Here is a 25492-nt window from a genome sequence, read left to right on the forward strand (position 1 = left end):
ACAAGAAAGCAATGGACGTTAAAAAAGATGACTCCGGCAGCCTACCGAAGTCATCTTATTGCGGCTTAAACACAACTATATCCCTTTTTATTAAACTGTCTATAAAATAGGGTTCAGTTCACCAATAAGGTACGTCTTCTTTTATATGGATAAAATATTTAATTTTCTTGGTAGATTGTGAGAATTTTAAATAATTGATGGCATAATGAATAAACCATTTTAGTGACCCTTCATATTCTTGTGGTTGTAATCCTTTTTTTCCGATTACTGGCAATGATATTTCTTGAAAAGTATAACCTTCGTATGTTAAAGCAGCTACGGCTGAAAATGTCGCTTGAATAATTTCTTGAAATTCACTTGGATTAATAATAGATCCTTCTTTTTTATCAATATTTACCGTAAGTAGCTTTTGATTTTCATCATCAATGAAGCCAATATACCCCCCATTTGTTAATGGGACTATTTTCCTCTCATAATAATTGCTTCCAAGACCCAATAAATTTTTTATCGAGTTAAAAAGTTCACCTTTATTTTCAGCATATACCGTCGTTACCCATAAGTCGGTTTTAATTGCTAATAGATTTCCGTAAATTAGTTCAAAAATTCGGTCACCATTCGCAGTATCAATCAATAATTCATGTATTGTTTTTGGGTAAAGTTGAATTGTTTCCAAATTAATCTCCCTCACGTAAAAGTTTACAAACTAAAAGAGCCCTTAGCTAGAATTTAGCTAAAAGCCCCTTTTGTTCCTAATTAAACAAAAAAGTAATTACTGCTACAAAAGCTAGAATACAATATCCTATTAAACTACTAATAAATGCATATCTTAAATACGTAAATTTTTTAGTCAGTATTTTTGATTGAATATAGTTTGTAATTAAAATTTGTTTTCGTAATTCCTTTGGAGGCATTTCTTCAACGGTATTTATGTATTCATCTAAATCCATTTGAATAATATTTTCCCAATAAATAATTCCTTTTGTTCGACTGTTTTCCTTTTGTGGAAAGACTACTAAAACAGATAAACCTATACCGACCATTAGGAAAATAAACCCTATAATCGTTTCAATTTGAAGAATTTTGTCTTGTTGATTAATTAAATCAAAAACAAATTTAGCTACCAACCCATTGACGGCAACTAGCGCAGCTGCCTTTGTATCTGCAAAACGTATGGAATTATTTAAATATACATTCTCATTATTGCTATAATTCGTTTTGACAACTCCGGCTGTTTGACTATCATCTGTAAAAGTTTCCACTTGTAATTTTTCATTTTTGATGATTTCTTCTAGCCTAGATTTTGAGTGTGATTGTTCAGATGATTCATTTTTATTTTGTGATTCCATTACATACCTCCAGACATCTCCACCAGCTTTTCCAGGTGTTCTTCTTCTTTGTCATTATTTTTACTTTCGCCAAAGACGTCATTGAATACGTCCATAAGTTCCTCGTTTTTAGCCACGATGATTTTATATAATTTTTCACTTTCATCAACACATATATTTTCAAATTGATTTTTACCATTATTGAGAATTTTTCCTTTATATTCCTCTACTAGCTTAGGGTTGTACAACAAAATTGATAACAATGCAGCGTGACGCAACTTATCATCTGTAGGTATTTTGTTTCGTCTTAAATGAACTATCTTAATGTAATTAGAAATTTGATCTCTGGTTGCATGTCTTTCAAAAAATGGAGGATTATGCTTCATAACAGCTCTTTCCATTCTTTGATAACAAAATTGAAATTCGCCCTGGAGTAGTTGTGTCTCAGCTAAAGTACTATCTAACCACCAATCACGGCCCGTTTCATGGTTCCATGTATTAAAAATATAAGAAGCTAAATGCCAGCCATTTGACTTGTCTAAAATACTTTCAATATAGGATGCATTAATAGCTGAATAGTAATCTCGGTTTCTACGGAAAGCCTCTAAATAAAGATATAAAGCTTCTTCCAATAATTCCTTTTGTTCGTCTTTTTCACCTTGTTTAACTTTTGTATCGATGTTAAACGCTTCTCTTTTTAGTTGAGCAGCTAGTTTCGTTAATACTTCCGTATCAGTAGGATCTTGTTGCAATAAATCAACTAAAATTAATTTAGCTTCCTGATATTTATCATCCTTAGAAAGAATATCTGCTTTTAATTTCAGGATTGAATTATTCCGGGAGAATGGTTGTAATGTTACTCCACCCAATGAACTTGTCCAAGGTTTAGTCTTTTGACTATCATCTCTATCATTCAATGACATATCAGTAGACCATTTTTGAGCATTATTAATACAATTCAATGCCAATTTATATTCGCCGATATTTTTATATAGCTCTGCTAACGCAATATACAACGGTCCACTGATTTCATTTTGATTTTTCTCGAACACTTGCCAATTAAGTTGGTCATTCTTTTCTGGAATTTGAAAGTAACTTTTTATTACCTTATCAATTTCTTCTTTAGAATTTTTCTGTTTTGCTTGTACAATGACACTATGTTCTCTGGCTTCTTTAATTACCTTGCCTATGTTTAATTGATCGAATAAATGATCAATATTTTCTTCGTCATTTTTCACAAATAAACTGTTAATATTCCACGCTTCTTCACTTTCATGAAACAAACGGTATAAATGTATCTTTCCCGCATTTTTAGGTAGTTCCCATTCCTTTAAATCCGTAAAGCGCATTTGATTATAGCGTTCTTTCTCTGAGTCTTGAGCTTTTTCTTTTTCTTCTATATATTTTTTTATAAACTCTTCACTAACATAAATTTCACCAGGAAAAGTAATCGGTTCAATACGTGCTGCTTTATTGACCGTATCACCAAGTACATTATCCATATTATTAATCAACGGGTCGTTGTATAATAGCATTTCTCCGTAATGGCCAGCAATGCGGGGTTGTAATGCGAGTAATTTGTTTTTTCGAAAATAATCTCGATACTCAATCATTAGTTCAACAGCATCAATAGCATGTACAAATACAGCAACCAACGCGTCTCCCCATGTGTTCCACACTTCCGCTTTATATTTATACTTCTTTAAATTCTTTGCAAGTGGTCGTATTGTATGTTCATAAAATGTTTCAGGTTCATTCATTTTGGAGAACCCTTTCAAGTCTGTAAATACAACATATCCAATCATGTTACTCATTTTACAACCTCCACTTTTTACAAATTTTTTCATTCAAAATATTTTGATAGTGCATTGAAGATTGCTATCGCCGACTGTTCTTGGAATTGAAGAGTTTTTATTTGATGTTGGTCTTTTAGATTTGAAATAAATGCAAGCTCTACTAAAACCGATGGACATTTTACATTTCTATTAACAAAGAATTCTCCATGCTTTATACCACGATCATGTAGACCCGTATGATGTACAAGCTGTGATTGAATTAATTTAGCTAATTTCATATCTTTTTCTGCATTAGCATAATAAGTTTCTGTACCATTGATTGGATTAATTGCCGTATTGTAATGAAGGCTAATAACAGCATCGGCAATATATTTCTCACTTATTTTAACTCTTTCTGCTAGAGGAACTTGACTATCATCTGTTCTAGTAAATATTACTTCAGCTCCACATTTAATTAATAATTCAGCCAGTAACACAGAGGTAAATAATACTAAATCCTTTTCTTTCAATCCATTCGAAATTCCACCTGTATCAGGTCCACCATGTCCTGGATCAAGCAGTATCACTTTTCGTTTCAATGATTCTACTACGGCAATGTTCTCATCATTAAACGAATCCCCTTCAATTTCTTCCTGCATTAATAACGACTACACATACATTTCTTCTAAATTTTCTAATCTTTTTAAAAAAGTAATATGTAAAGTGATACATTCATTTAAACGATCATAATCCTCTAAAATGAAATACATTTTTTCAGCTTGTCTAATAGAAAATAGAGCTTTACCAATTTCATCTAGATTAGAATAAAGGATTGCTAATCTTTTATAGCATATAGCAAGGAATGGTTTATTTTCAGTTAAACTAAAATAAACTCCTACTTGCTCATAGTATTCTATTAAATTCAATTTATCATTAAGATAAATTCCATCAGCCCCATTTATTTTTCCATGATCAAAATAAAATTCAGCATGTAAAAATTTATATAATTTTTCTCCTTCTTCATCACCTAGTCGTTTACAAACTTCTTCAGCTTCTTTTGTTGTAGATAGGATTAAATTTGTATCTACAAAAAATTCTGCTAGTTTTCTTATTTTATCAAGATAATCAAGCAAGTAATGGTCATTTTCATGTTTTCTCATCGCCTTAGCTATTTCGATATATAATAGAATTGCTTCATCAGGAGCTCCATTTTCCTCATAGTGTTGCCCTATTTGATGACCCAATTTAAATATTTCTACTAATATATTTTCCGAAAGTGTTCTCTCTCCCCAAGTTTTATAAACATCTATTTGTCCACTAAGGCTATTGATTAAATCCGTAAATTGTTGTTGTGTTTTTCGGACAATTTCTTCCGCCTCTTGATATTTTGATAGAGCCTGTTGATACTCTCCTTTTAAAACTAAGAGATCCCCTTGACAATTTATATCCTTGGTTAGAAAGTATTGATTATTTGATGAACGTTCATTTTTTTCTACCTTTTTATATAAATCAATCGCTTTGTCATATTCAGACAATCCCACACACGCCTCTGCCTGATGTCGTAATGCATAAATTAATTCTTCCTGCTCATTATTTTTTATCGCTAATTTTTCAACATCCTGAAAGATTAAAAAAGCTTCCTTAAAGTGTTTCTGATGTAAAAAATCAAAACCTAAAAATCGTAGAAATGTTGTTTCACATCTATTTTCAATATCGTCGGGTAGTAATTTTAATTTTGTTATAGTTGCATAAGTTTGTTTTTTATTTAACTTCCAAGAATATTTATGCAATTCTTTATTTAAAACCGTTTGAATTTCATTAAATAATCCCAATATTTCAGCCAATTGACATGCTGATTTGAAAACTTCCAAGGATTGTTGTTCTTCCTCTAATTCTTGATAAAGCATTGTCCTTGATATTAATAATTCTAAAGATACATCAGGTTCTCGTAACATGTTTATAAAAGGATTTGCTTCTAAATTATACTTTAATACTTCTTCACTATTATTTTTTTGGCGGTATATTTCACCAATTTTAATTAAAGCTTTAACTCTAACTTCTACCAAGCCTAGATTCCTGGATATCTCCAATGCTTCTAAATAAGAATTTAACGCATCATTTTCCTTCCGAAGTCTTTCATACAATAATCCTTTATATAATAAAATTTCTGCAAGTAAAACTAAATCCTGATTCCCTCTTGCTACCATTTCGGTTTCTTTTAAAAATCGATAAGCCTCTTCTTGGGTTTGATTATCTAAAATCATTAAATAAATTGTTCGATATCTTTGACGGTATAAAAATTGCAATTCATAACTATTGATACTATTTAATATTTTTTCAGCACTTTTATAAAATCTCAGACTTACATTATAATCATTAGCAGTATAATACAGCTCTGCTCTACCAATTAAAATAAATAATTCTAAAATATCATCATTTAACTCATTCACTTTTTCTTCTAACGAATTATACGAGTCTTTTGCTAATGAAATGTTATTATCAGAGGTATGTTTATATGCTTGTAGCAATAATGTAGCAATAGATACATAGTTTTCAATTTGAAAATCCATGCCATGATTATTGTAATCATTTACAATATAACGATAATATTGTATAACTTCTTCATCACATACCTCTAACAAATCTATTTGTTCTAATAAACGGAAGCAAGCCATGAAAAAACTTAATTCAAATAGATTGAATTTCAATTCTTCCTTTATGGTTAGTACTTCAACGGATGAAAATGGAGTAAAATTTCTTATTTCACTCCATAAACGAGAAGTAATATTATGATAAATTTGTTTGATATTTTCTTTATCACCTGTGTAGTTTAAAATCTGGTAACAAGCATGTAGGTAAGTTACTGGATACTCTGTTGATGAAAGATCTTGACCCAAATAAACGAAATCTCTTCTGATGGTTGAATCGTTTTCGATTAAAGTCCAATATTCCAGTACATTATGAGGATTCTTCATCCACAGTGTTGGAAGAAAGGACTCATCTGTTAAAAATTCACTTAAATCGTTCCACAATCCTACTTGTGCTAAGTGCCAAGGATATTCTTCATACGCTCGTTTATTGGTAATTTCTACATTTTCCCAGTATTCAATAATTTTATTATGTATTTCTGTTTTCTTTTCATTTGAGAATAAATATTTTTTTATGACAGCCTTCCGAACAAAATCGTGAGATAAATCAATTAACCCCGACTTAATAATAAGAAAGCTTTCTAATGCTAAATATAATGGAGACCATATAGCAGAAGGTAGAGGTTCGCCATCAAAAGCGAGCATTTCTAACAGCTCGTTTTCTGCTATACCAGTTTTAGAACAATAGATTAAACTTAGTGCCGTTCCTACAAGTCCTTTATAATTCCCCTCAAACTCGTCTTCGCATCGGTCAAAAATTGCTTCAATTAGTTCTTCTGGCTCCTTAAATTGAAGATAGTAAAAGAGTTTTTCCTTTAAATCATCATAATTGCCATATAATCTAAGTTCTTCTAACAAAAATCGTAAATATAATGGATTACTCGTATTTGGACTTAAAATAATAAGTTCAATTAAATCACTTTGGAGTTTTTTTCCGAATAACTCCAAGTAACCCGTAATTACTTCCTTACATTCACCTTGATTTAGTCCTTCTACATTCAACTCTTGTTTTTTCCAGTTCTTCTTTTCAATGGAATTAATAATTTTTCCATCAAGACTTGAAATGATTATTTTAACATTTATCGGAAGTTCCTTTGGTAACCAAATTAGTTCATGTGCACCATCTCTATCCTCAAGTTGATTCAATCCATCTAATACAAGAATAATTGACCCATTTACATATTTGGATGATTTTCTTAAGCCTAAGTGAAAAATTTCTTTGGCGGTACTCATATTGTTAGGTAAAGTTAAATCAATTCCAATGCGAAGACTTAAACGTTGTAAAATGGTTTTGACCATTTGTAAAGCATCGGTACTTGTTTTACTAGCACCTACAAAATGACCGATTACAATATCTTCAGGAAATTGCTCTTGTCTTTTCATGACCCAGTTTGCTAAAAGTGCTGACTTTCCGATACCTGAATTTCCTCTTACAATTTGAGGAATAGTTTGCATAGAGCTTACATAATCGTCTATTTTTTTAAAGTACCCCGCTCTTTCTACATAAACTCTTGACAGATTTCTCATATATGTTTCATGTACTAAATCCTCCTGTTCAGCAGGATGTACATTTCCGAATGGAGGAAATAACTCGTCGATCATTTTTGTTAAATCATTTATTGCCATACTTTCAAACTCTTCATGAGTCAAATATTCTTTTACTAAAAAATGATCACTTTCACGTTTGTATAATTCATTCTTTAATTTTTTCAACTTATGGCTCTCTTGATTATCATTTTCTATATTTTCCAAACTTTTGCGGAGATAGAAAAATGCATAACCATCATTATTAGGTTGTTTTAATGCACCGTGAATAAATTCAATTTCTGTCACAGAGGAGCCAATATGTTCCTTTAGCCAAGGTTCTTTCTTTAATAATTCATCTGAAAATTCAGACTCTTCAGGAATCCAACCATAACGGTCGCCTACTAGACCAATAAATACTGGTCGACAATCATCTATTCTTCTTAAACAAATTGGAAGTACTTTTCCTTCCGATTTTTCTTCATCTGTTATTCCCCAACGCAAATCAATCTCGTTCCATATGACGCCTCTTTCAGCACATAATTTGCGAATCTGAGGAAATACGCGTTTCATCAAAATCTCTCGTTCATCTATTAAATCTCTAAATGTTGATGAAACAAATGCTGATAAACTTTGTTGTTTTTTTAACTCTTCAATATACTTACCCATGCTCAGTGTAAGTCTCCTTTTAATATGTAAAAATACCTTATATTTGAATACTATATAAATATACCACGAACAGATTTCACCTTAAATAACTTGAATGAAATGTTTATTAGTAATAATTATTATTTCAACTGTTAATATACTTAACTATCCACTAGATAAATCTTGTACAGTCAATCAAAATTTTGTTGAAAACTAAAAACAAAAAATGCCTCAACCCTATTTAGTTTTGAGACATTTACTCTTAAAGTATTAACATTTCAAAGAATCCTCCCGATACCCATAACTATTGATAGAAAAGGGCACTCAGATGGAATGGTGCTAGTAAATGATAAACCTATCTAAAGAAATACCACAAAATAAATAGTAACGTAGCAACTGCTAATATTGCTATAGTTACGCGAAGTGGAGAAGTTGGCACATCGCCACCTACTTTACCTGTTTGACCATTCACCATAAAATGATAGATTTTATTATTAAATGTAAAGGACGATAGCCAAATAGGTAGCATTAAATATTTGTACGTGATGTCATCGTGGGTTGTTGAAAGTTTTAAATTCCGAACACGGTCTGCATTGTGCTCGCGCTTAATTTTTGATGAAATTCTCCCATGAAGATGATCATGAATTTCTTTCCGCGCTTGACCCCAACCTTCTTTTAAGCCGAGACTATAGCGCTCTGATAAAAAGCCAGCAACGTACTCAGGTCGATATCCTTTGTTATTTAAAACGTTAAACGGTTCTACTTTTTTCATCATTTTACGGTCGTACCTTTTTGTTGCACTCACTAAATGGTCGTCAATAAACTCCTGATAAAAACCGGATGTGTTATACCAATCTGTTTCCGTTCGTTCCTTACCATCTTTATCCTTCACTTTCCGATCAATCCCATATTGTGCGTTATAGCGTGAACTTGTTTTCGTATCAAATGTCCAGTAAGGCACATATACGCCTTTAAAACTATCTGGTTTGGCGCTCCGCTTTGCTTCGCTCGGCATAAACCATTTTCCTTTAATCCACTTTTGAAAGTTTTCACCCGCTTGCTTATCCGTTACTTCGAAAACACATACCCCGTTCGGAGCTAAAGAGTTCGTATCGGAAGCTTCCATAACTTGATTCGAACCACAATATGGGCAACTATCTGCTACTTGTAATGCATCATAGATTGTTTCAGCAGAACAAGACTTACAAATAATTGTTTTCTTTTCTGCCCCCCAGTCAAAATTCCCTGTTTTTTCAGCTTCTTCAAAATCCATTTCCTGAGCAACACGTTCTTCCTCATCCTCAGGTAAAGGGATATCTGTTTCATGATCACAATATGGGCATTTTAATTTACCAGCTGTGGGGTTAAATTCAATTGATGCACCACAGGATGTACATTCCGCATTAAATTGAAGGGAAGCATTTTTTGTATTTTCTACATCTTGTATCGACATCGTTACACCTCCTACTTAACGTCCTTCTCATCGAAGCGGTCTCCGCATTCTGGACAGAATTTCGGTGGTGATGATGGATCTTCAGGTTCCCAACTACACTTATCACAAGCATATTGAAGTGCGCCTTCAGGTTTCTTACTACCACATTCCGAACAAAACTTCCCTTTATTAATTGCGCCACAGCTACAAGACCATCCATCCGCTGCAGGTTTTGTATTTCCACAATCCGAGCAAAACTTTCCAGTATTTTTAGTGCCACAACTGCAAGTCCAAACGTCCACTATTGGCTTTGTAGCACCGCAATCCGCACAAAATTTTCCAGTATTCGAAACACCACAAGAGCACGTCCATGTATTCGAATTCGTAGTAGGGGCAGGTTTAGGTGCCTGTTGTTGTTGTGCCATTTGGGCTTGTCGATTTTGTTCACTCATTTGGAAAAGCTGGCCGGCATTGACACCACCAGTTTGTGAAGCCATATTTAATCCCATAAATCCTGTAATGGCTCCCCCTTCGTTACTAGCAGCTTTTGTCATAGCCTCAGCCTGAGCACCAGTTAAATGAGCTGCCGCCATTCCAGGATCACGTAAAATCGCATTTCTTTGAAGTTGTTTAATCATCGCTTCATCTTCTTCTGATGCCTTCATCGTACTTATACCAAAAGAGACAATGGCAATTCCTCTAGTTGCTAGCCATTTTTCTGATAGAACTTTATTAAGTGCATCTGCTAATTCCAATGTGTGTGCAGGGATTTCACTATAACGAACACCACTCGCAGAAATTTGCGCGAATGCCGGTTGTAGGGCTGTCATAAGTTCAGTTTTTAGTTGGCTTTCAATGGTATCACGTTTATAATCCGTTTCTACATTTCCACAAACATTTGTATAAAAAAGCAAGGGATCGATTATTTTATATGAATATTCCCCGTGACAACGGATTGAAATATCAATATCGAGACCTATATTTAGATCGATCACTCGAAAAGGAACTGGCGATGGTGTACCATATTTGTTACCAACAATTTCTTTCTTATTAAAATAGTAAACACGTTGATCTTTACCTGGTTCGCCACCAAAAGTAAAGCGTTTACCAATTTGTTTAAAGGTTTCTTTAATACCTGAAGACAAATCGTTAGAATAAAAAATAGAAGGTTCTGTTGAAGTATCATATACAAATTCACCTGGTTCTGCTGAAAACTCTACCACTCTCCCTTGTTCAACAATCATCATACATTGCCCTTCATTGATTGCTATGATGGAACCATTACTAATAATATTATTATTTCCTTTATTCCCACTTCGCTTTGATGTTCGTTTCTTCCCTTTTGTTACGAGTACATCCGCTGGGAGCGAATCGCAATAAAAATATTCACGCCATTGATCTTCTAATACGCCAACTAATGAACCAACGCCAGCTTTTAATAAGCCCAAAAAATAATTCCCCCTATTCGAGTTACTTTATGTGTTTGCAAATTGCCATAAAACCATAGAAAAAAGTATTTTTTAAATGTCTCAAAATAAATCCTACAATACCGTATAATAATATGCCGATACCCTAAATATATAACAATTTACTTTTATGTAATTAAATGTATATTAAGCGCAAATTTTCATGAAATATTCGACTTCATAATATATTTGATAAAATTCAAAAATAGAAAAGACCAAGGAATTTTCCCTGGTCTTAAGAATTATTTTTCTTTAGTTTTTCGATTAAAGCATCTACTTTATCTTTCGTAATTTTCGTTTCCTCTTCTAACAACTCGATTGTGCCATCTTCGTGAATATTAACAATGTCTCCCTCTGTTAGAGAGATGTTTACTTCTGATACAGCTATCAAGCGTTGCTGTGATTCATCATCTTTTGACAAGAAAACATAGAATCCATCATCAATTCGATCTAAAGTGTATTTACTCATTATTTTTCACACGCTACCCCATCATCATCTCGGTCATGTTTTTTTCATATGCAGGATGTCCTTTTTTCACACCATATGGATAAATCTTTCTCATCTCTGTACAATTTTTAAATTTTGTTTGAGATGTTTTAGTAGTCGTACTAGGATTAGTAGTTGTTTTTCCTGTACTTGCTTTACTAGTTGATGCTTTAGGACATGCATTCGTTACTTTATGAGTTTTTCCATCCGTTGTCACAGTAATATTACAATGTATAGGCGTTTTATAAATTTTGGCTCCAACATTTTTTAAGCTTTTTACAACTGATGCATGTGGATGTCCATACATATTATCTTTTCCGTAACTTAAAATCGCAACTTTTGGTTTTACTTTACTAATAAATTTAGGAGAACTACTTGTATCTGAACCATGATGGCCAGCTTTTAATACTGTTGCATTTACATTTACTTTATATTTAGAAGCCAATTGTTCTTCAATTTCCTTAGTAGCATCACCTGTTAATAAAAATGAAACTTTATTATACGTTAGCTTAAGGACAATGGACGCATTATTACTATCTTCAGCTTTATTATTTGAATATAACACTTGAGTTTTCATTTTCGGATCAAGTTGATACGTTTTTAGCGGTGTCGGTACAATATAATTTATTTTCTTTTTATCAACTAATGTAAGCAATTCATAATACGTATCTGTTGTATGTGTTCTACCGCTGTCTATAAAGTGTTTAACTTTAAATGATTTTAAAACATCGATTAAACCACCAATATGATCTGCATCTGGATGTGTTGCTACTACGTAATCTAAAGTTTTAACACCTTTTGATTTTAAAAATGAAACGACATCTTTTCCTGCCGTTTTTGGTCCACCATCGATTAACATATTTTTACCCGCTGGAGCTTGTACTAAAATTGAATCCCCTTGACCTACGTTAATAAAGTGGACTTTTAAATTTTTGGTTGCTGCATTCGCATCTGTGATTGGTAAAAATCCAAATATTAATATTACAATTGCAATAATTGAAAGTAGTTTTTTCATTACTAGTTCCCCTTTCGATTACAATCTAATTGCTCACCCTTTTTATTAAGTTTAAAAATTAGAGAATCTCCTCAACATTTTGTTTTCAATTTTATTCCCAACTATACAAATCCTAACTAATTGTTTAAATTAATTTGTGTTATATGATATAATGAAAAGTATTGCGTATATAAATTTAAACATTGAAAAACCGCATAATATCAATTATAGAATTAAAGGAGGAACTTACATGATTCAAGTTAGTAATGTAGGTCTTCGTTATGGCGATCGTAAACTATTTGAAGACGTAAATATCAAATTCACACCAGGTAACTGTTACGGCCTTATTGGTGCAAACGGAGCTGGTAAATCAACTTTCCTAAAAATTCTTGCTGGCGAAATCGAACCACAAGAAGGACATGTATCAATGGGTAAAGATGAACGTTTATCCGTATTAAAGCAAAATCACTTTGAATACGATGAACACACTGTACTTGATACAGTAATCATGGGAAATAAACGCCTTTATGAAGTAAAAACAGAAAAAGACGCAATTTATATGAAAGAAGATTTTTCTGACGAAGATGGTATGCGTGCCGCTGAACTAGAAGGCGAATTTGCTGAACTAAACGGTTGGGAAGCTGATTCAGAAGCTGCTACTTTATTAAACGGTTTAGGTATTGGCGATGAATTCCACTACATGTTAATGAAAGATTTAGAAGGTTCTCAGAAAGTAAAAGTGTTACTTGCTCAAGCCTTATTTGGTAAACCAGATGTACTATTACTGGACGAGCCTACAAACCACTTAGATTTAAAAGCCATCCAATGGTTAGAAGAATTTTTAATTAACTTTGAAAACACAGTTATCGTTGTATCCCATGACCGTCACTTCTTAAATAAAGTATGTACACATATTGCAGACTTAGATTTTGGAAAAATCCAACTATATGTAGGGAACTACGATTTCTGGTATGAATCTTCACAATTAGCGTTAAAAATGGCGCAAGAACAAAACAAGAAAAAAGAAGAAAAAATTAAAGAATTACAAGAATTCATTGCTCGCTTCTCTGCGAACGCATCTAAGTCAAAACAAGCAACAAGCCGTAAAAAAATGTTGGATAAAATTGAGCTTGATGATATTCGTCCTTCAAGCCGTAAATATCCATTCATCAACTTCCAAATCGGCCGCGAAATTGGTAACGACGTGTTAACTGTTGATGGATTAACAGCAAGTCAAGATGGCGAATTGTTATTTAAAGATATCCGCTTTATGATGAATAAAGAAGATAAAATCGCATTACTAGGAAACCCTCATGCGAAAACTGCTTTAATGGACATTTTAATGGAACGCCGTGAAGCAGATAGCGGTACATTTAAATGGGGCGTAACTACATCCCAAAGCTATTTTGAAAACGATCACGACAAATACTTCACTGGTACTGAAAAAACTTTAGTTGAATGGTTACGTCAATATTCACCTGAAGATGAAACAGAATCATTCTTACGTGGATTCTTAGGTCGTATGCTATTCTCTGGTGAAGAAGTGAAAAAATCCCCTTCTGTACTTTCAGGAGGAGAAAAAGTTCGTTGTATGTTATCAAAAATGATGTTATCAAGTGCTAACGTTTTACTTTTAGATGAACCAACGAACCACCTTGACTTAGAATCAATCCAAGCATTAAACGAAGGATTAATTCGCTTCAAAGGTGCTATGATCTTCACATCTCATGACCATCAGTTTATCCAAACAATCGCTAACCGTATTATCGAAATCCAAGCAGACGGTTCGATCTTAGATAAACAATTAACTTACGATGAGTTCTTAGAGTGGAAAGATGCACAAGGTATTAAGTAATTTTTTGTGGTGTCACATTTGTGGCACCTTTTTATTTCGGTGATTTTAGTTTACATAATAATATTATTTCATACATTTTCATTTATTATTACAGAAGTTTGCTTTATACATGCTTCTAAATATACTTATGGAACAATGTACGCGCTATTTTTGTATTCATTCTATCTATGAAGACCATTTTCTACCTTTTTCCACGAGATTTTTGCATTCATCTATCTTATGAATACATTTTCTTCCCTTTTTCCATTGATTTTTTGTATTCATCTGCATTATGAATTCATTATCTTCCCTTTTTCCAGTGATTTTTTGTATTCATCTGCATTATGAATACATTATCTTCCCTTTTTCCATTGAATTTTTGTATTCATCTATCTTATGAATACATTATCTTCCCTTTTTCCATTGATTTTTTGTATTCATCTGCATTATGAATACATTATCTTCCCTTTTTCCATTGATTTTTTGTATTCATCTGCATTATGAATTCATTATCTTCCCTTTTTCCAGTGATTTTTTGTATTCATCTTCCTTATATGAATACATTTTCTTTCATTTTTCCATTGAATTTTTGTATTCATCCTGAACCATAAACTTTGAAGACAATGCTTATTCTTTGTTAAGTCTCTATATTCTGTCAATCCGCCCAACTAAAATAGATTTTTTTACGAAATTGATTCCCAATTTTTAAATTACTATCTATGTAATTCGACATTTCTAATACCCCATCACCCAACATAAACTTATTACGAAAATCGACAGAAAATAAGTGCAATTCAAATTATATAACGTTATAGTATTTTATAAGGAGGTATTTAATTTGAAATATCTACTAACAATTTTTTCCACCATTTTATTAATTGGTTGTACCCAAGTTTTAATGGATGATTCCCCGCCCCCGTCAAAAGATCCCGTAAGTGTAGAAGAAACAAAAACTGATTTTAAAAAATTCTTTAAACCTGATGGCTCTACTGCATCTTTTTTAGGTGAAGGAAATGAATTTGCATCTTATACCGAAAAAACAAAATGGCTTTCAGACGATTATGTTGCTACAGTCATTGATAATGGTGGGGCTACCACAATGAAAATTTATCGTGTATTAGAGGATAGAATTGACTTAATTTATGATAAGCTTGTTGAAGAAATGCCCAATGACATTACTTATCCTGAAGTGAAAAGCTTAGAAAAACTGGAAGCGATCGAACCATATTTTGCTGGTCCAATTGAAGTTGGTACTACCTTTGGCAATTGGGAGATTGTCGAAACTGGAGCATCAGTTGATACTCATTTTGAATCGTTTGAAAATGTAGTCGTTATTGAGGAACAACAGGAGGATTATATAAATCGAAAATATCTTGTCGAAGGTTTTGGCGTTGTAAAAGCTGTTTATACAGATACAAATGAAGAATATATTGTCACTTCTACTTTAGAAAAATTAGAGTAAGCTATGTGAACACGTGAAAAGAGACATCCCCTTCTAGGAATGTCTCGAATTAACGAATGTAATTTAATTTTAAAAATTAAAGTTTAACAACGTTAGCAGCTTGTGGTCCGCGGTTGCCATCTACAACTTCGAATTCCACTTTTTGACCTTCGTCAAGAGTTTTGAAACCTTCACCTTGGATAGCTGAGAAGTGTACGAATACGTCGTTTTCACCTTCAACTTCGATGAATCCAAAACCTTTTTCTGAGTTAAACCATTTTACTGTACCTTGTTTCATTTAAGAAAACCTCCAAAAAAATAAATGTTAACAATATGTGATTGTTTTACCGTAATAAAAAATTCACATATTACGAAGAGTACCGACATTACACCGATCACTCTTTGTAATATGTGAATCATTTGTACCCGGTCAAGCAATTTTATTGTTACCCTTAGTATACCATCATATTACAATTTGTCAAACACTTTCTTTAACTTTTTTTACAATTTTCTTTTATTTCAGTAAATTGATCGGTGTGATTTTAGTATGAACTACCCTTCAAGAATTATACCGTGGAAAATTTGAATATCGTCTTCACAAGCCTCGCAATACTCTCTTTCATCTAATGACCAAAAGGCGTAATACTTCCCTTCCCGACATTCTTCATGTTCATATCGTTTTCGAAAATCTTCGAGCAATTCATGTAATGCCGAATCATACTCTTCTTTTGTGTCAAAATTATGTTCAGATACAATAGTAGATTCCCATCCCTCAAATTTCCACCAAGGTTCGTAATCTGCCTTCATATAAATAATCTTATACATAGATAATGCCTCACCTTCTACTATTGTATTTTAGTTAACAATTGGTAATATGTCTATTTTTGCAATCGGCTATATGGTAAAATTATTCTATCTATTTAAGATTTGGAGAGTGACAACAACTATGTTTTCATCATTAAAACCGAAAGCCGACGTTAATCTTTTATTCACTCGTGGAACTAATTTACAAGCTAGTGGCCGTTTTTTACAAACACTGCAATTTAATAATTTTACTAGCCAAGATCAAGAAAATTTGAAAGAAATTTATAATGGACTTCAAAAAATTGCACCAACAATGAATGAAATATTTAGAAACTACTTAGAAGAAATTTCACCCGATGGACAAACACATATCTCTAACGAAGAAATTCAACAATATTTAAATCAATTTTTCTTAGCAGAACGAAACGATGAGTATGTGGCTAATACAACAAAGTTTTTTAATTTATTTAGAACATATCATTATGAAGCGGGTAAATTAATTGTAGTCTTTAATCAGCTCGCATTTTTTATGAACACACATATATTACATAATTTTGGACTAAAACCAAATAAAGCTTTTGCTTATATGAAATCGCTATCATCAGCAGTAAATATTGATCAAGAGTTATTAGTGGAAACATTAACAGAAAAAATCATTGAAAATGTTGTCAGTGAAATTTCCTCTTTAATGGACGCTAACGCAAAAATCATGTATATGAAAGATTTAGTTTACAGTTTAGATCAGCAAGCACTAGAAATTCAAACATCTACTTCTGCTACTGAAGAACTTGCTGCATCTATTGCAGATATTGCACGTACTTCAAGCAATATATCTGAAAAAACAACTCAATCAGTACAATATGCAACTGATAGTAAAAATGCCATTGAACAAGCGTTAAATGATATTTTCAAAACAGGTGATACTTTTACGTCTATTGTTCATTCCTTTGACCAATTACAAAAGCATGTGAACGATATTGAAAATGTAGTCACTATTATAAATGAAATTGCAGATCAGACCAATTTACTTGCTCTAAATGCCTCTATTGAAGCAGCTCGAGCTGGTGAACATGGTAAAGGCTTCTCAATTGTTGCGCAAGAAGTAAGAAAACTAGCAGAAAATACAGTTTCTGCATTAAGTACAGTATCCACAAATGTCGATTCATTAAAATCTTATTCAACAAATGTGGCAAAATCGATTACAGATACGTCACACATTATTAATGCAGCCTCTTCGGAAGCAAAGGATACATTACCACTTCTAACAAATATTGTAGAAACAATACAAGAAATCAATCAAGATGTAGTAAATACGGCGTCGATTACAGAGGAACAATCCGCTGCCATTGATGAAGTTTCTGATAAAATGAACAAAATTTTACACTTACAAGAGGATATAAGAGAATACAGTTCAAATACTTCTCATGACATCCATATGCTTGGTCAAGAAATCAATCGTTTCCGTAATGATGTCATTACAAATAATCATACGTATTTATCGAGCGTTACCCTTCTCCATTTATCCAAGGCAGACCATATCTTATGGAAATGGAAGATTTATAATATGTTCTTAGGATTAGAACAGCTTCAACCATCAGATGTGTCTTCGCATAAAGAATGTAGATTAGGAAAATGGTATTTCTCTGATAAAGCGAAAGAACGTTTTGGTCACCTATCATCTTACGAGCAATTAGATTATTATCATGAAAAAGTTCACTATAATGCAAAAGAAGCCGTAATTGAATTTACTAATGGAAACATAAAGCAAGCTGAATTGTATTTAAAAGAAATTGAAGCTGCCTCAGAAAAAGTTTTATTCTATCTAAATGACTTAATTGACCAAATGTCAACTAATTAACGGAGGAAGTACATTTTATGGCAAAACGAACCCATATCATCTTTCAAAGTAATCCTAATGAAACTGGGCATCGTTTTTTCATAAAACAAAAAGCGATTGCCCTGGGGCTAAAAGGATTTTGCGGGGTAAATGAACAAAAACAAATTGAGGTTGAAGTCGAAGGAAAAGATAGTTCTATTGAGGAATTTCTAAAATTTGTACAAAAAGGCTTTAGTCCCTCAATCAAAATTTGTGATGAACTAAAAGGGTATGTAACGATGGAGTCGGATCTTTTATAGCCGGCTCTAAATTTTTGTTTAGTATTCAAAAACACGATTATATATTGTAGGATATTACTTATATAAATCAAAACTTGTGAAACTTTTTAAACCATTCATTCGTAATACAATTATAGAACTAAAGGAGGTACGAATATGCTTGGAGCCATGAGTTTTATTACCCGCCATGCAATCAATTTTATTATAAGTTTCACAGTACTAACTGTTACGTCATTTACTCTTGCTGACATTACTATTTTTTTCGTGCCGGTATTAACCATTGCATCATATTTTATAAGTAATAAAGCAATTAAAGTTTTCCAAAAATCAAAAAGAAGTAAAGAAATTGGGATATCCAATTCTGAGTATAAACATATTGAATCACAATTAAAGATTGCAAGAGGGCATTTAAATTCTTTAACTCAACAATATATTCGTGTTCGTTCGCTTCGTTCATTTAAATTGTTAAACGAAATGACAAAGCTTTCGAAACGTATAATTAATATTGTACAAACAAATCCACAAAAGTTTTATTCTGTAGAAGATTTCTTCTACTCCCATTTACCGTCTGCTGTACAGTTAATTCAAACATATACGATGTTAACGCAACAACAAATTAAAGATTCAGAAATTCATCTAGCCCTTGAGGATACTCGCAAAACATTAAAAGAATTACACGGTACAATGGAACAAGATTTAAAATCAGCCCTTGAATCCGACTTAGAAAGTTTAAGAATGGAATTGGACTTTGTAAAACTTCAAAATGAAAAGAAACGTCAACAGATTGAATTTCGAGGTGACAATCAATGACAGAAAATAAGAGCTCACATAATCCATTAGATGCACTATCAATTAATGGGAGCTCTTTTTTTGATGTGACGGAAACATCGATCTCTACTTTCCAAACATTAAACGAAGAAGAAAAATCCCACGCCCTCTTATTAGCTAGTAAGCTTGACGTTTCTGTTTATGAAAATGTCCTTCAATTTGGTGCAGATGTTCAACAATCACTCAAAAACTTCACCCATAACATGTTATTACGTGTACAACGAAATGATACATCGCCAATACGTGAAGTTCTACATAATTTAATGGAGCATCTTGAAAAAATTAATCCAGATGATTTAATTGAAAGTGAAAAAGGATTTTTTAGCAAACTATTCAAACGTTCCAAATCTTCAATACAAGAAGTAGTGTCTCAATATAATCGATTGAGTAAACAGATTGATCGGTTAAGCATTCAATTACAACATGCTCAAAAAGGCCTTTTAGCTGATATGAATATGTTAAATGAATTATATCGATTAAATGAAGATTATTTTAAAAACTTAACGCTATTCATTGCAGCTGGTGAATTAAAAAAACGTGATTTAATCAATCATACATTACCAGCTTTAGAACAATCGTTAGCGACATCAACGAACCCAATGGATAAACAAAAGGTAGTTGATTTAAAAAACGCAATAGAATGGTTAGATAAACGGATTTATGATTTGCAAATTTCTCGTGAGGTTGCTATCCAAACGGCTCCACAGATTCGAATGATTCAGCAAACGAATCAAATGTTAGTTGAAAAAATTCAGGCTTCTGTGATGTCGACTATTCCTTTATGGCAGTCTCAAATCTCGATTTTGGTGAATATGAATAATCAACGAAGGACAAATATTGCCAGTCAACGATTAATGGAGACGTCCGATAAAATGATTCAAAAGAATGCTCGGATGATCGAGGAGACGGCGAAGGATTCTAAGCGGAATAAAGGGATTAGTCATGAAGAGATTGATAGGTTTAAGGCTACTCAGTTGCAGTTAATTGAGTCTATTGAAGAAACGTTGCGGGTACAAGCTGAGAGTAATAAACAGCATGCTACTATTGAGGTAGCTATTGAAAAGCTTAAATAATAAAAATACTAAAGCAAGTAATATTTATGTGAGCGGACTTAGCACTCAATCCGCAAAGACAACTTGTTGTTGTCTTTACGGCTTGTCTTTGGGGCCAACACGATGTTGGTCATGGTGACAATGCCACACGATGTGGCGTTTTTGTCACCTGCTTGTGTTAATGTCCGCTCACTTTTATTTTAGCTTCTTATACTTCTTATTTATTGCGCGGCTTACAGTGGTAGGCCGCGGTTTCTTATTTTACAGCAATTAGCCACCGTTTCTTTTCCGGTTACTTTTTTGAATTTCAATACTAATAAGTAAGATTTTGTGAGCGGACTTAGCACTCAAGCCGTAAAGACAACTTGTTGTTGTCTTTACGGCTTGTCTTCATGCTTGTATTAAGGTCCGCTCACTTTTATTTTAGCTTACTAATACTACTTATTTATTGCGCGGCTTACAGTTGTAGGCCGCGGTTTCTTATTTGGTTAGTTTTTTCACAATATTGCTTTTGTTAGAATTGTATTTGCCATTTCTCTATAACACAAAAGCCGTAAATCCAACTTTTCGTTGAATTTACGGCTTAATAGTAATTTTAGTTAATTATTCAAAGTAAGTTTTGTAGTATCCGCCTACGTTACCTGTGTTATCGATGATGAAGATGAATTCTTCTGTTTCATTTTTTACTTCGTATTCTTTACCAACTGTTAATACGTTTGAGACTAAGTATTTTTCTGCGTTTGTGTTTACACATTTTACTTTACGAATTGTTGGTGCGTCTTTCCATTTTAAGTTTAACATAAAAATTACCTCACTTTATCATTGTTCCATCCTATAATTATAACCGATAACCTGCTTTTTGTGGAAATTAAATCATTTTTAGAACATCTTTGTATAGAAAATTTGGTACTATAATAGAAAGGAGTGAGTTCAACATGTTTTCATTTGGCGGAGTCCCTCAATGGTTTTTTATTATTGCAATTGTTTTCGCTATTGTCTTTATCATTATTTCTGAATGGAATTCTCGCAGTTAATTTATATATTCAAGCTGAAAAATAGGATGAAAAGAAGTAAACCAATAGTTGAACTAATTAACATATAAATGCCTGCTTTATTTTTTCCATATTTCGATTCAATCATAATATTAATTGTTAATAGGATCGAAAAGAATAATAATATCCAGAAAATATGGATCACAAACTGTCTAAAAATCATTAACAATAAAAAGAAACCTATTAAGAAAATATTTCCATAAATCGTATACTTAGCTACAGTATTTTCTCCACCGAATTTTATTTTTTCTACCTTATATTTTCTTTTTAAGAATTTCTCAACTAATGTTGTAAATATTAAATTAAAAATAATAAAGATTGGTAACCAACTTGTATATTCTTCCCTAGTTAATTTATAGACGGAATCTTCAAAGTTTGGATGGTCATTATAAAACCAATCTTTTGTATCCAAATCATAAATATAGCCTGGGCCTGGTTTTGTTAATAGAACTTTATATCTTTTCAACTCGCCATTTTTATATTTTAAAATGATATCTACATAAGCTCCATTTAAATACTCAATACTTGGTTTTGGTGTATCTACTTTTTTATTTGCGGTCAATAAACTGTGAAATTCTTTTAATTGTTGTTCATCAGTGTTTTTCTGTACAAAAGTATACCAAGAAGATGGTTTGACATCGAATTGATCAAATACTGAATCATTCAGAAAAAATACACTTTCCAACGATTGTTCAGAAGCTTGCTGAATTGCCATTTCATTTTTATTTGTGGTCGTTAAAAGGGCAAAGATAAGAAATACAATTGCAATTGTGACAAATCCAGTTAAAACGTTGATGAAATATTTAGGTTTTGATAAGTTCTTCTCAATTTTTTGCCATGTTTCTTTTTCCGCTACTTCATTTCGTGGTAATTCATTTAGATCATCCCAAATTGTTTTTTTCTTATTCATCATCCTCCACCCCTTTCCAAATCTTTCGTAAAGCATTAATGGCTTGTCGTTGTGTATTTTTCACTTTTTCCGTATTCCATCCTAATATTTGAGCTGTTTCTTCAATGGAAAGCTGTTCAATTTTCCTCAAAATGAGAACTTCTCGATGATTCACTTTAAGTTTCGATAATGCATCAAACAGTTCTTTTCTCTCTTCATTTTCTAAAATAAATTCAATGGCATCAGATTTTACGGTTTGTTCATGGCTTTTAAGAAATGGTATAAACTCTATAAGCTTTTTTCTTCTAAAATAGTCATAAACAACATTTCTAGCAATTTTTCTAAGCCATGTTAGTTCGCTAGCATCATTTCTAAACTGGTTATAGTTTTTATAGGCTTTTAAAAAAGTATCTTGTAATAAATCCTCTGCAACGGATTCATTTTGAACTAAATAAAATATGTATTTAAATATCGTTCTATTATGTTCTCGGTATAACTGATCCACTATGCTGCCCCCTTTCCTACTCCTATAGACGAACAAGTCTCAGAAAAGTGTAATAAAAAAGATACGTCTTAAATTACTTTGAGACGTACCAAAGAGAAAGGGCATCCAAAGAGTTATTACACTTTGGATGCCCTCCATACCATTATTTTAATGTACGCTTTAAAAACTCTTTTGTACGTTCTTGTTGTGGATTGACAAGGACTTGCTCAGGAGGTCCTTCTTCAACTATTACACCTTTATCCATAAATACGATTCGATCTGATACTTCACGGGCAAATTCCATTTCATGGGTAACAATTAGCATTGTATTCCCTTCATCAGCTAATTGGCGCATTACTTTTAATACTTCCCCAACCATTTCTGGATCTAGCGCTGAAGTTGGCTCATCGAACAGCATTACTTCTGGATCCATTGCAAGGGCACGTGCAATTGCAACGCGTTGTTTTTGACCACCGGATAATTGCTTTGGCTTAGCATTGACGTATTTGTCCATACCAACTGTTTTTAAATATTTTAAAGCATTTTGCTTCGCTGCTTCTTTTGAACGTTTTAACACTTTTAATTGACCAACCATACAATTTTTCAATACATTATGATTGTTGAACAAGTTAAATTGTTGGAATACCATTCCTAAGTGTGTACGGTATTTTCTAACGTCATGTTTGTCGTTTAAAATATTTTCACCATTATAAATGATTTCTCCACCAGTTGGCGTTTCCAATAGGTTGATACAACGTAAAAGCGTTGATTTTCCTGATCCTGAAGAACCAATTAAGCAAACCACTTCACCTTTATTTACTGTGAAATTTACATCGCGCAGCACTTCATGGTTGCCAAATGATTTATTCAGATGTTTGATTTCAATAACTTTTTCCATCTTTTGATCTCCTTACGCGATTAGTACATTTGCTCTTCTCGACGTTGTTCTACTTGATAAGCATTTTGGCCGTCCATTCTTTTTTCAACGTAACGTAAAATACGTGAAGCGACAAAAGTCATGATTAAGTACATGATACATGTGATTAAATAAGATTCTGCAAATCGGAAGTTCGCACCTGCGATTGATTTTGTAGTAAAGAATAATTCAGTTACACTAATTACACTTAATACAGCAGAGTCTTTAATGTTCATAATTAATTGGTTCCCTGTTGCTGGTAAAATATTACGGAAAACTTGAGGTAAAATAATGTGAATCATTGTTTGGAAATGACCCATACCGATTGCTTCAGCAGCTTCGTATTGTCCCTTATCAATCGAAACAATACCACCACGTACATATTCCGCCATATAAGCACCTGTATTTAATCCGACAACGACAACCGCTGCAACAAAACGATCCATTTCATAACCATAAGCAGCAATACCATAGAATACTACCATTGCCTGTACAATCATTGGTGTACCACGGAAGATTTCTACGTAAACTGTTAGGATGAAGTTGATAATTTTTAAGAAAATGGACTTAACAGATTTCTTACGAAGAGGAATCGTATGCATTACCCCGATAAATAATCCGATTAATGCACCAATAATTGTACTAATTACTGCAATTAGAAGCGTCATATAGGCGCCGCGTAAATAGCTTGGCCAATTCTCTTGTAGTATTGAGAGTATTATATCAAAACTCATAAATATCCTCCTAGTTTGATAAGCAAAAGGCGTTCTTGTTTGCGTGGCAAAAACGAAAGCATTTTCCTCGTTCGCCTCAAAGACAAGCGCCTGTAGCTAGACACGATTGAACTTATAAATATGTATCTTGCTCAGTAAAAAGTTATCACTGGCCTGTAGTAGACCAGTGATAGCCCAAACTGCATTAGTTAGCAGCTGGTTGGTTTGAAATTGCATTATCCATAATTTCTTGACGTTCTTCTTCAGAAATTTCTGATAAAGCTTCGTTAATTTTAGCTAGGTTTTCGTCACCTTTACGAAGACCGATTGCTACAGAAACATCTTCTGGTTTTGTTTCAAATCCTTCTTCTAACTCAACAAAAGCAAAATTTGAATTTGCTGAAGTAGAAGAGATTGCTTCTGGACGTTCTGCAACATAACCATCAATTACACCAGATTCTAAAGCTACACGCATGTGAGCGAAACTTTCCATTGCAGTTTCTTTTTTCACATCAGGAATTTGGTCAATAACTGCATAGTTAGTAGTGTTTAATTGAGATGTAATTTTTGCTCCAGCAAAGTCTGCTAATGTTTTAGCATCTTTATATTTTCCATCAGCTTTAACTACAATTACAAAATCACTTGTATAGTAGTTTTCTGTGAAATCGATTGCAGCTTTACGTTCTTCAGTTGGACTCATACCTGCAATGATTGCATCGATAACGTTAGATTGAAGGGCTGGTAATAAGCCGTCCCATTCTGTTTTAACAATAACTAATTCTTTTCCTAAAGCGTCTGCAACACGTTTAGCGATTTCTACATCGTAACCGCCAGCATATTCTTCAGAACCATCAATTTTTACAGCACCATTTGAATCATCTTTTTGTGTCCAGTTGAATGGAGGGTAACCTGCTTCTAAACCAACTTTAAATACTCCTTTTTCTTCAGTAGATCCAGAATCAGTAGAAGATGTTGCGTTGTCTTCTTTGTCAGAGGAACCACAAGCAGCTAAAACCATAATTGCAAACAATGATACAAATAGTAGTTTGAATTTTCTAGACATCG

23 protein-coding genes are annotated in these 25492 nt (G+C 32.8%); 6 read left to right on the forward strand and 17 right to left on the reverse strand.

Going from position 1 to position 25492, the window contains the following annotated elements; genetic code table 11:
• Nucleotides 1–118: 118 nt before the first annotated feature.
• The 9 genes from D8M03_RS05640 to D8M03_RS05680 all read right to left on the reverse strand — a co-directional run bounded on the left by D8M03_RS05640 (nucleotide 119) and on the right by D8M03_RS05680 (nucleotide 12320).
• Complete coding sequence (locus D8M03_RS05640) at nucleotides 119–673, reverse strand: hypothetical protein (protein ID WP_121213805.1); 555 nt, start codon at nucleotides 671–673, stop codon at nucleotides 119–121.
• Between the two features lie 76 nt (nucleotides 674–749).
• Nucleotides 750–1346 (reverse strand): Pycsar system effector family protein, encoded by a 597-nt coding sequence (locus D8M03_RS05645; RefSeq protein WP_121213806.1) that lies wholly within the window; start codon nucleotides 1344–1346, stop codon nucleotides 750–752.
• Nucleotides 1346–3139, reverse strand: a complete 1794-nt coding sequence (locus D8M03_RS05650) for an adenylate/guanylate cyclase domain-containing protein (RefSeq protein ID WP_170148390.1) — start codon at nucleotides 3137–3139, stop codon at nucleotides 1346–1348. Before D8M03_RS05650 ends, D8M03_RS05645 begins: the two co-directional genes overlap by 1 nt.
• A gap of 29 nt (nucleotides 3140–3168) precedes the next feature.
• Nucleotides 3169–3759: an N-acetylmuramoyl-L-alanine amidase family protein gene (locus tag D8M03_RS05655; protein WP_121213808.1), complete on the reverse strand. Its 591-nt coding sequence runs from the start codon at nucleotides 3757–3759 to the stop codon at nucleotides 3169–3171.
• 9 nt (nucleotides 3760–3768) lie between these two features.
• Nucleotides 3769–7941: a DUF4062 domain-containing protein gene (locus D8M03_RS05660; RefSeq protein ID WP_121213809.1), complete on the reverse strand. Its 4173-nt coding sequence runs from the start codon at nucleotides 7939–7941 to the stop codon at nucleotides 3769–3771.
• A 334-nt stretch (nucleotides 7942–8275) separates the two neighbouring features.
• The gene (locus D8M03_RS05665; protein ID WP_121213810.1) at nucleotides 8276–9373 is read right to left on the reverse strand and encodes a TFIIB-type zinc ribbon-containing protein; all 1098 of its coding nucleotides are present in this window, start codon (nucleotides 9371–9373) and stop codon (nucleotides 8276–8278) included.
• A gap of 11 nt (nucleotides 9374–9384) precedes the next feature.
• Nucleotides 9385–10800, reverse strand: coding sequence for an SPFH domain-containing protein (locus tag D8M03_RS05670; RefSeq protein ID WP_121213811.1), 1416 nt, complete (start codon nucleotides 10798–10800; stop codon nucleotides 9385–9387).
• Between the two features lie 253 nt (nucleotides 10801–11053).
• Nucleotides 11054–11287 carry a DUF3006 domain-containing protein gene (locus D8M03_RS05675; protein WP_121213812.1) on the reverse strand — a complete coding sequence of 78 codons (234 nt, stop codon included), beginning with the start codon at nucleotides 11285–11287 and terminating at the stop codon, nucleotides 11054–11056.
• A 13-nt stretch (nucleotides 11288–11300) separates the two neighbouring features.
• A complete protein-coding gene (locus tag D8M03_RS05680; RefSeq protein WP_121213873.1) occupies nucleotides 11301–12320 on the reverse strand; it encodes an MBL fold metallo-hydrolase in 1020 nt (339 codons plus the stop codon).
• Between the two features lie 229 nt (nucleotides 12321–12549).
• On the opposite strand from D8M03_RS05680, the gene D8M03_RS05685 reads away from it, so the two are divergent.
• Nucleotides 12550–14154 (forward strand): ABC-F family ATP-binding cassette domain-containing protein, encoded by a 1605-nt coding sequence (locus D8M03_RS05685; protein ID WP_121213813.1) that lies wholly within the window; start codon nucleotides 12550–12552, stop codon nucleotides 14152–14154.
• Between the two features lie 817 nt (nucleotides 14155–14971).
• On the forward strand, nucleotides 14972–15595 hold the full coding sequence (locus tag D8M03_RS05690) for a hypothetical protein (protein WP_121213814.1): 624 nt from the start codon (nucleotides 14972–14974) through the stop codon (nucleotides 15593–15595).
• 76 nt (nucleotides 15596–15671) lie between these two features.
• Here the strand turns inward: D8M03_RS05690 and D8M03_RS05695 are convergent, their stop codons facing one another.
• Both D8M03_RS05695 and D8M03_RS05700 read right to left on the reverse strand, forming a co-directional pair.
• The gene (locus tag D8M03_RS05695; RefSeq protein ID WP_036179813.1) at nucleotides 15672–15872 is read right to left on the reverse strand and encodes a cold-shock protein; all 201 of its coding nucleotides are present in this window, start codon (nucleotides 15870–15872) and stop codon (nucleotides 15672–15674) included.
• A 254-nt stretch (nucleotides 15873–16126) separates the two neighbouring features.
• Nucleotides 16127–16399, reverse strand: coding sequence for a DUF1033 family protein (locus D8M03_RS05700; protein WP_121213815.1), 273 nt, complete (start codon nucleotides 16397–16399; stop codon nucleotides 16127–16129).
• Nucleotides 16400–16508: 109 nt separating this feature from the next.
• Between D8M03_RS05700 and D8M03_RS05705 the strand changes: the two genes are divergently transcribed.
• From D8M03_RS05705 to D8M03_RS05720, 4 genes are all read left to right on the forward strand, one after another.
• The gene (locus D8M03_RS05705; protein WP_245987477.1) at nucleotides 16509–18236 is read left to right on the forward strand and encodes a globin-coupled sensor protein; all 1728 of its coding nucleotides are present in this window, start codon (nucleotides 16509–16511) and stop codon (nucleotides 18234–18236) included.
• Between the two features lie 17 nt (nucleotides 18237–18253).
• A complete protein-coding gene (locus D8M03_RS05710) occupies nucleotides 18254–18514 on the forward strand; it encodes an acylphosphatase (RefSeq protein ID WP_121213817.1) in 261 nt (86 codons plus the stop codon).
• Between the two features lie 135 nt (nucleotides 18515–18649).
• Nucleotides 18650–19303: a 5-bromo-4-chloroindolyl phosphate hydrolysis family protein gene (locus tag D8M03_RS05715; protein WP_121213818.1), complete on the forward strand. Its 654-nt coding sequence runs from the start codon at nucleotides 18650–18652 to the stop codon at nucleotides 19301–19303.
• Nucleotides 19300–20394 carry a toxic anion resistance protein gene (locus tag D8M03_RS05720; protein WP_121213819.1) on the forward strand — a complete coding sequence of 365 codons (1095 nt, stop codon included), beginning with the start codon at nucleotides 19300–19302 and terminating at the stop codon, nucleotides 20392–20394. Before D8M03_RS05715 ends, D8M03_RS05720 begins: the two co-directional genes overlap by 4 nt.
• Nucleotides 20395–20976: 582 nt before the next feature.
• Here the strand turns inward: D8M03_RS05720 and D8M03_RS05725 are convergent.
• The 6 genes from D8M03_RS05725 to D8M03_RS05750 form a co-directional block, all read right to left on the reverse strand.
• Nucleotides 20977–21174, reverse strand: a complete 198-nt coding sequence (locus D8M03_RS05725) for a DUF6501 family protein (protein ID WP_121213820.1) — start codon at nucleotides 21172–21174, stop codon at nucleotides 20977–20979.
• 234 nt (nucleotides 21175–21408) lie between these two features.
• On the reverse strand, nucleotides 21409–22335 hold the full coding sequence (locus tag D8M03_RS05730; RefSeq protein ID WP_121213821.1) for a hypothetical protein: 927 nt from the start codon (nucleotides 22333–22335) through the stop codon (nucleotides 21409–21411).
• Nucleotides 22328–22819: an RNA polymerase sigma factor gene (locus tag D8M03_RS05735; protein WP_170148391.1), complete on the reverse strand. Its 492-nt coding sequence runs from the start codon at nucleotides 22817–22819 to the stop codon at nucleotides 22328–22330. Before D8M03_RS05735 ends, D8M03_RS05730 begins: the two co-directional genes overlap by 8 nt.
• 142 nt (nucleotides 22820–22961) lie before the next feature.
• Nucleotides 22962–23696, reverse strand: coding sequence for an amino acid ABC transporter ATP-binding protein (locus D8M03_RS05740; RefSeq protein WP_121213823.1), 735 nt, complete (start codon nucleotides 23694–23696; stop codon nucleotides 22962–22964).
• Nucleotides 23697–23716: 20 nt separating this feature from the next.
• Nucleotides 23717–24448 (reverse strand): amino acid ABC transporter permease, encoded by a 732-nt coding sequence (locus D8M03_RS05745; RefSeq protein ID WP_121213824.1) that lies wholly within the window; start codon nucleotides 24446–24448, stop codon nucleotides 23717–23719.
• Between the two features lie 184 nt (nucleotides 24449–24632).
• Nucleotides 24633–25490 carry a transporter substrate-binding domain-containing protein gene (locus D8M03_RS05750; RefSeq protein WP_121213825.1) on the reverse strand — a complete coding sequence of 286 codons (858 nt, stop codon included), beginning with the start codon at nucleotides 25488–25490 and terminating at the stop codon, nucleotides 24633–24635.
• Between the last annotated feature and the right edge of the window lie 2 nt (nucleotides 25491–25492).

The organism is Ureibacillus endophyticus, from assembly GCF_003628435.1.
Lineage (GTDB): Bacteria > Bacillota > Bacilli > Bacillales_A > Planococcaceae > Ureibacillus > Ureibacillus endophyticus.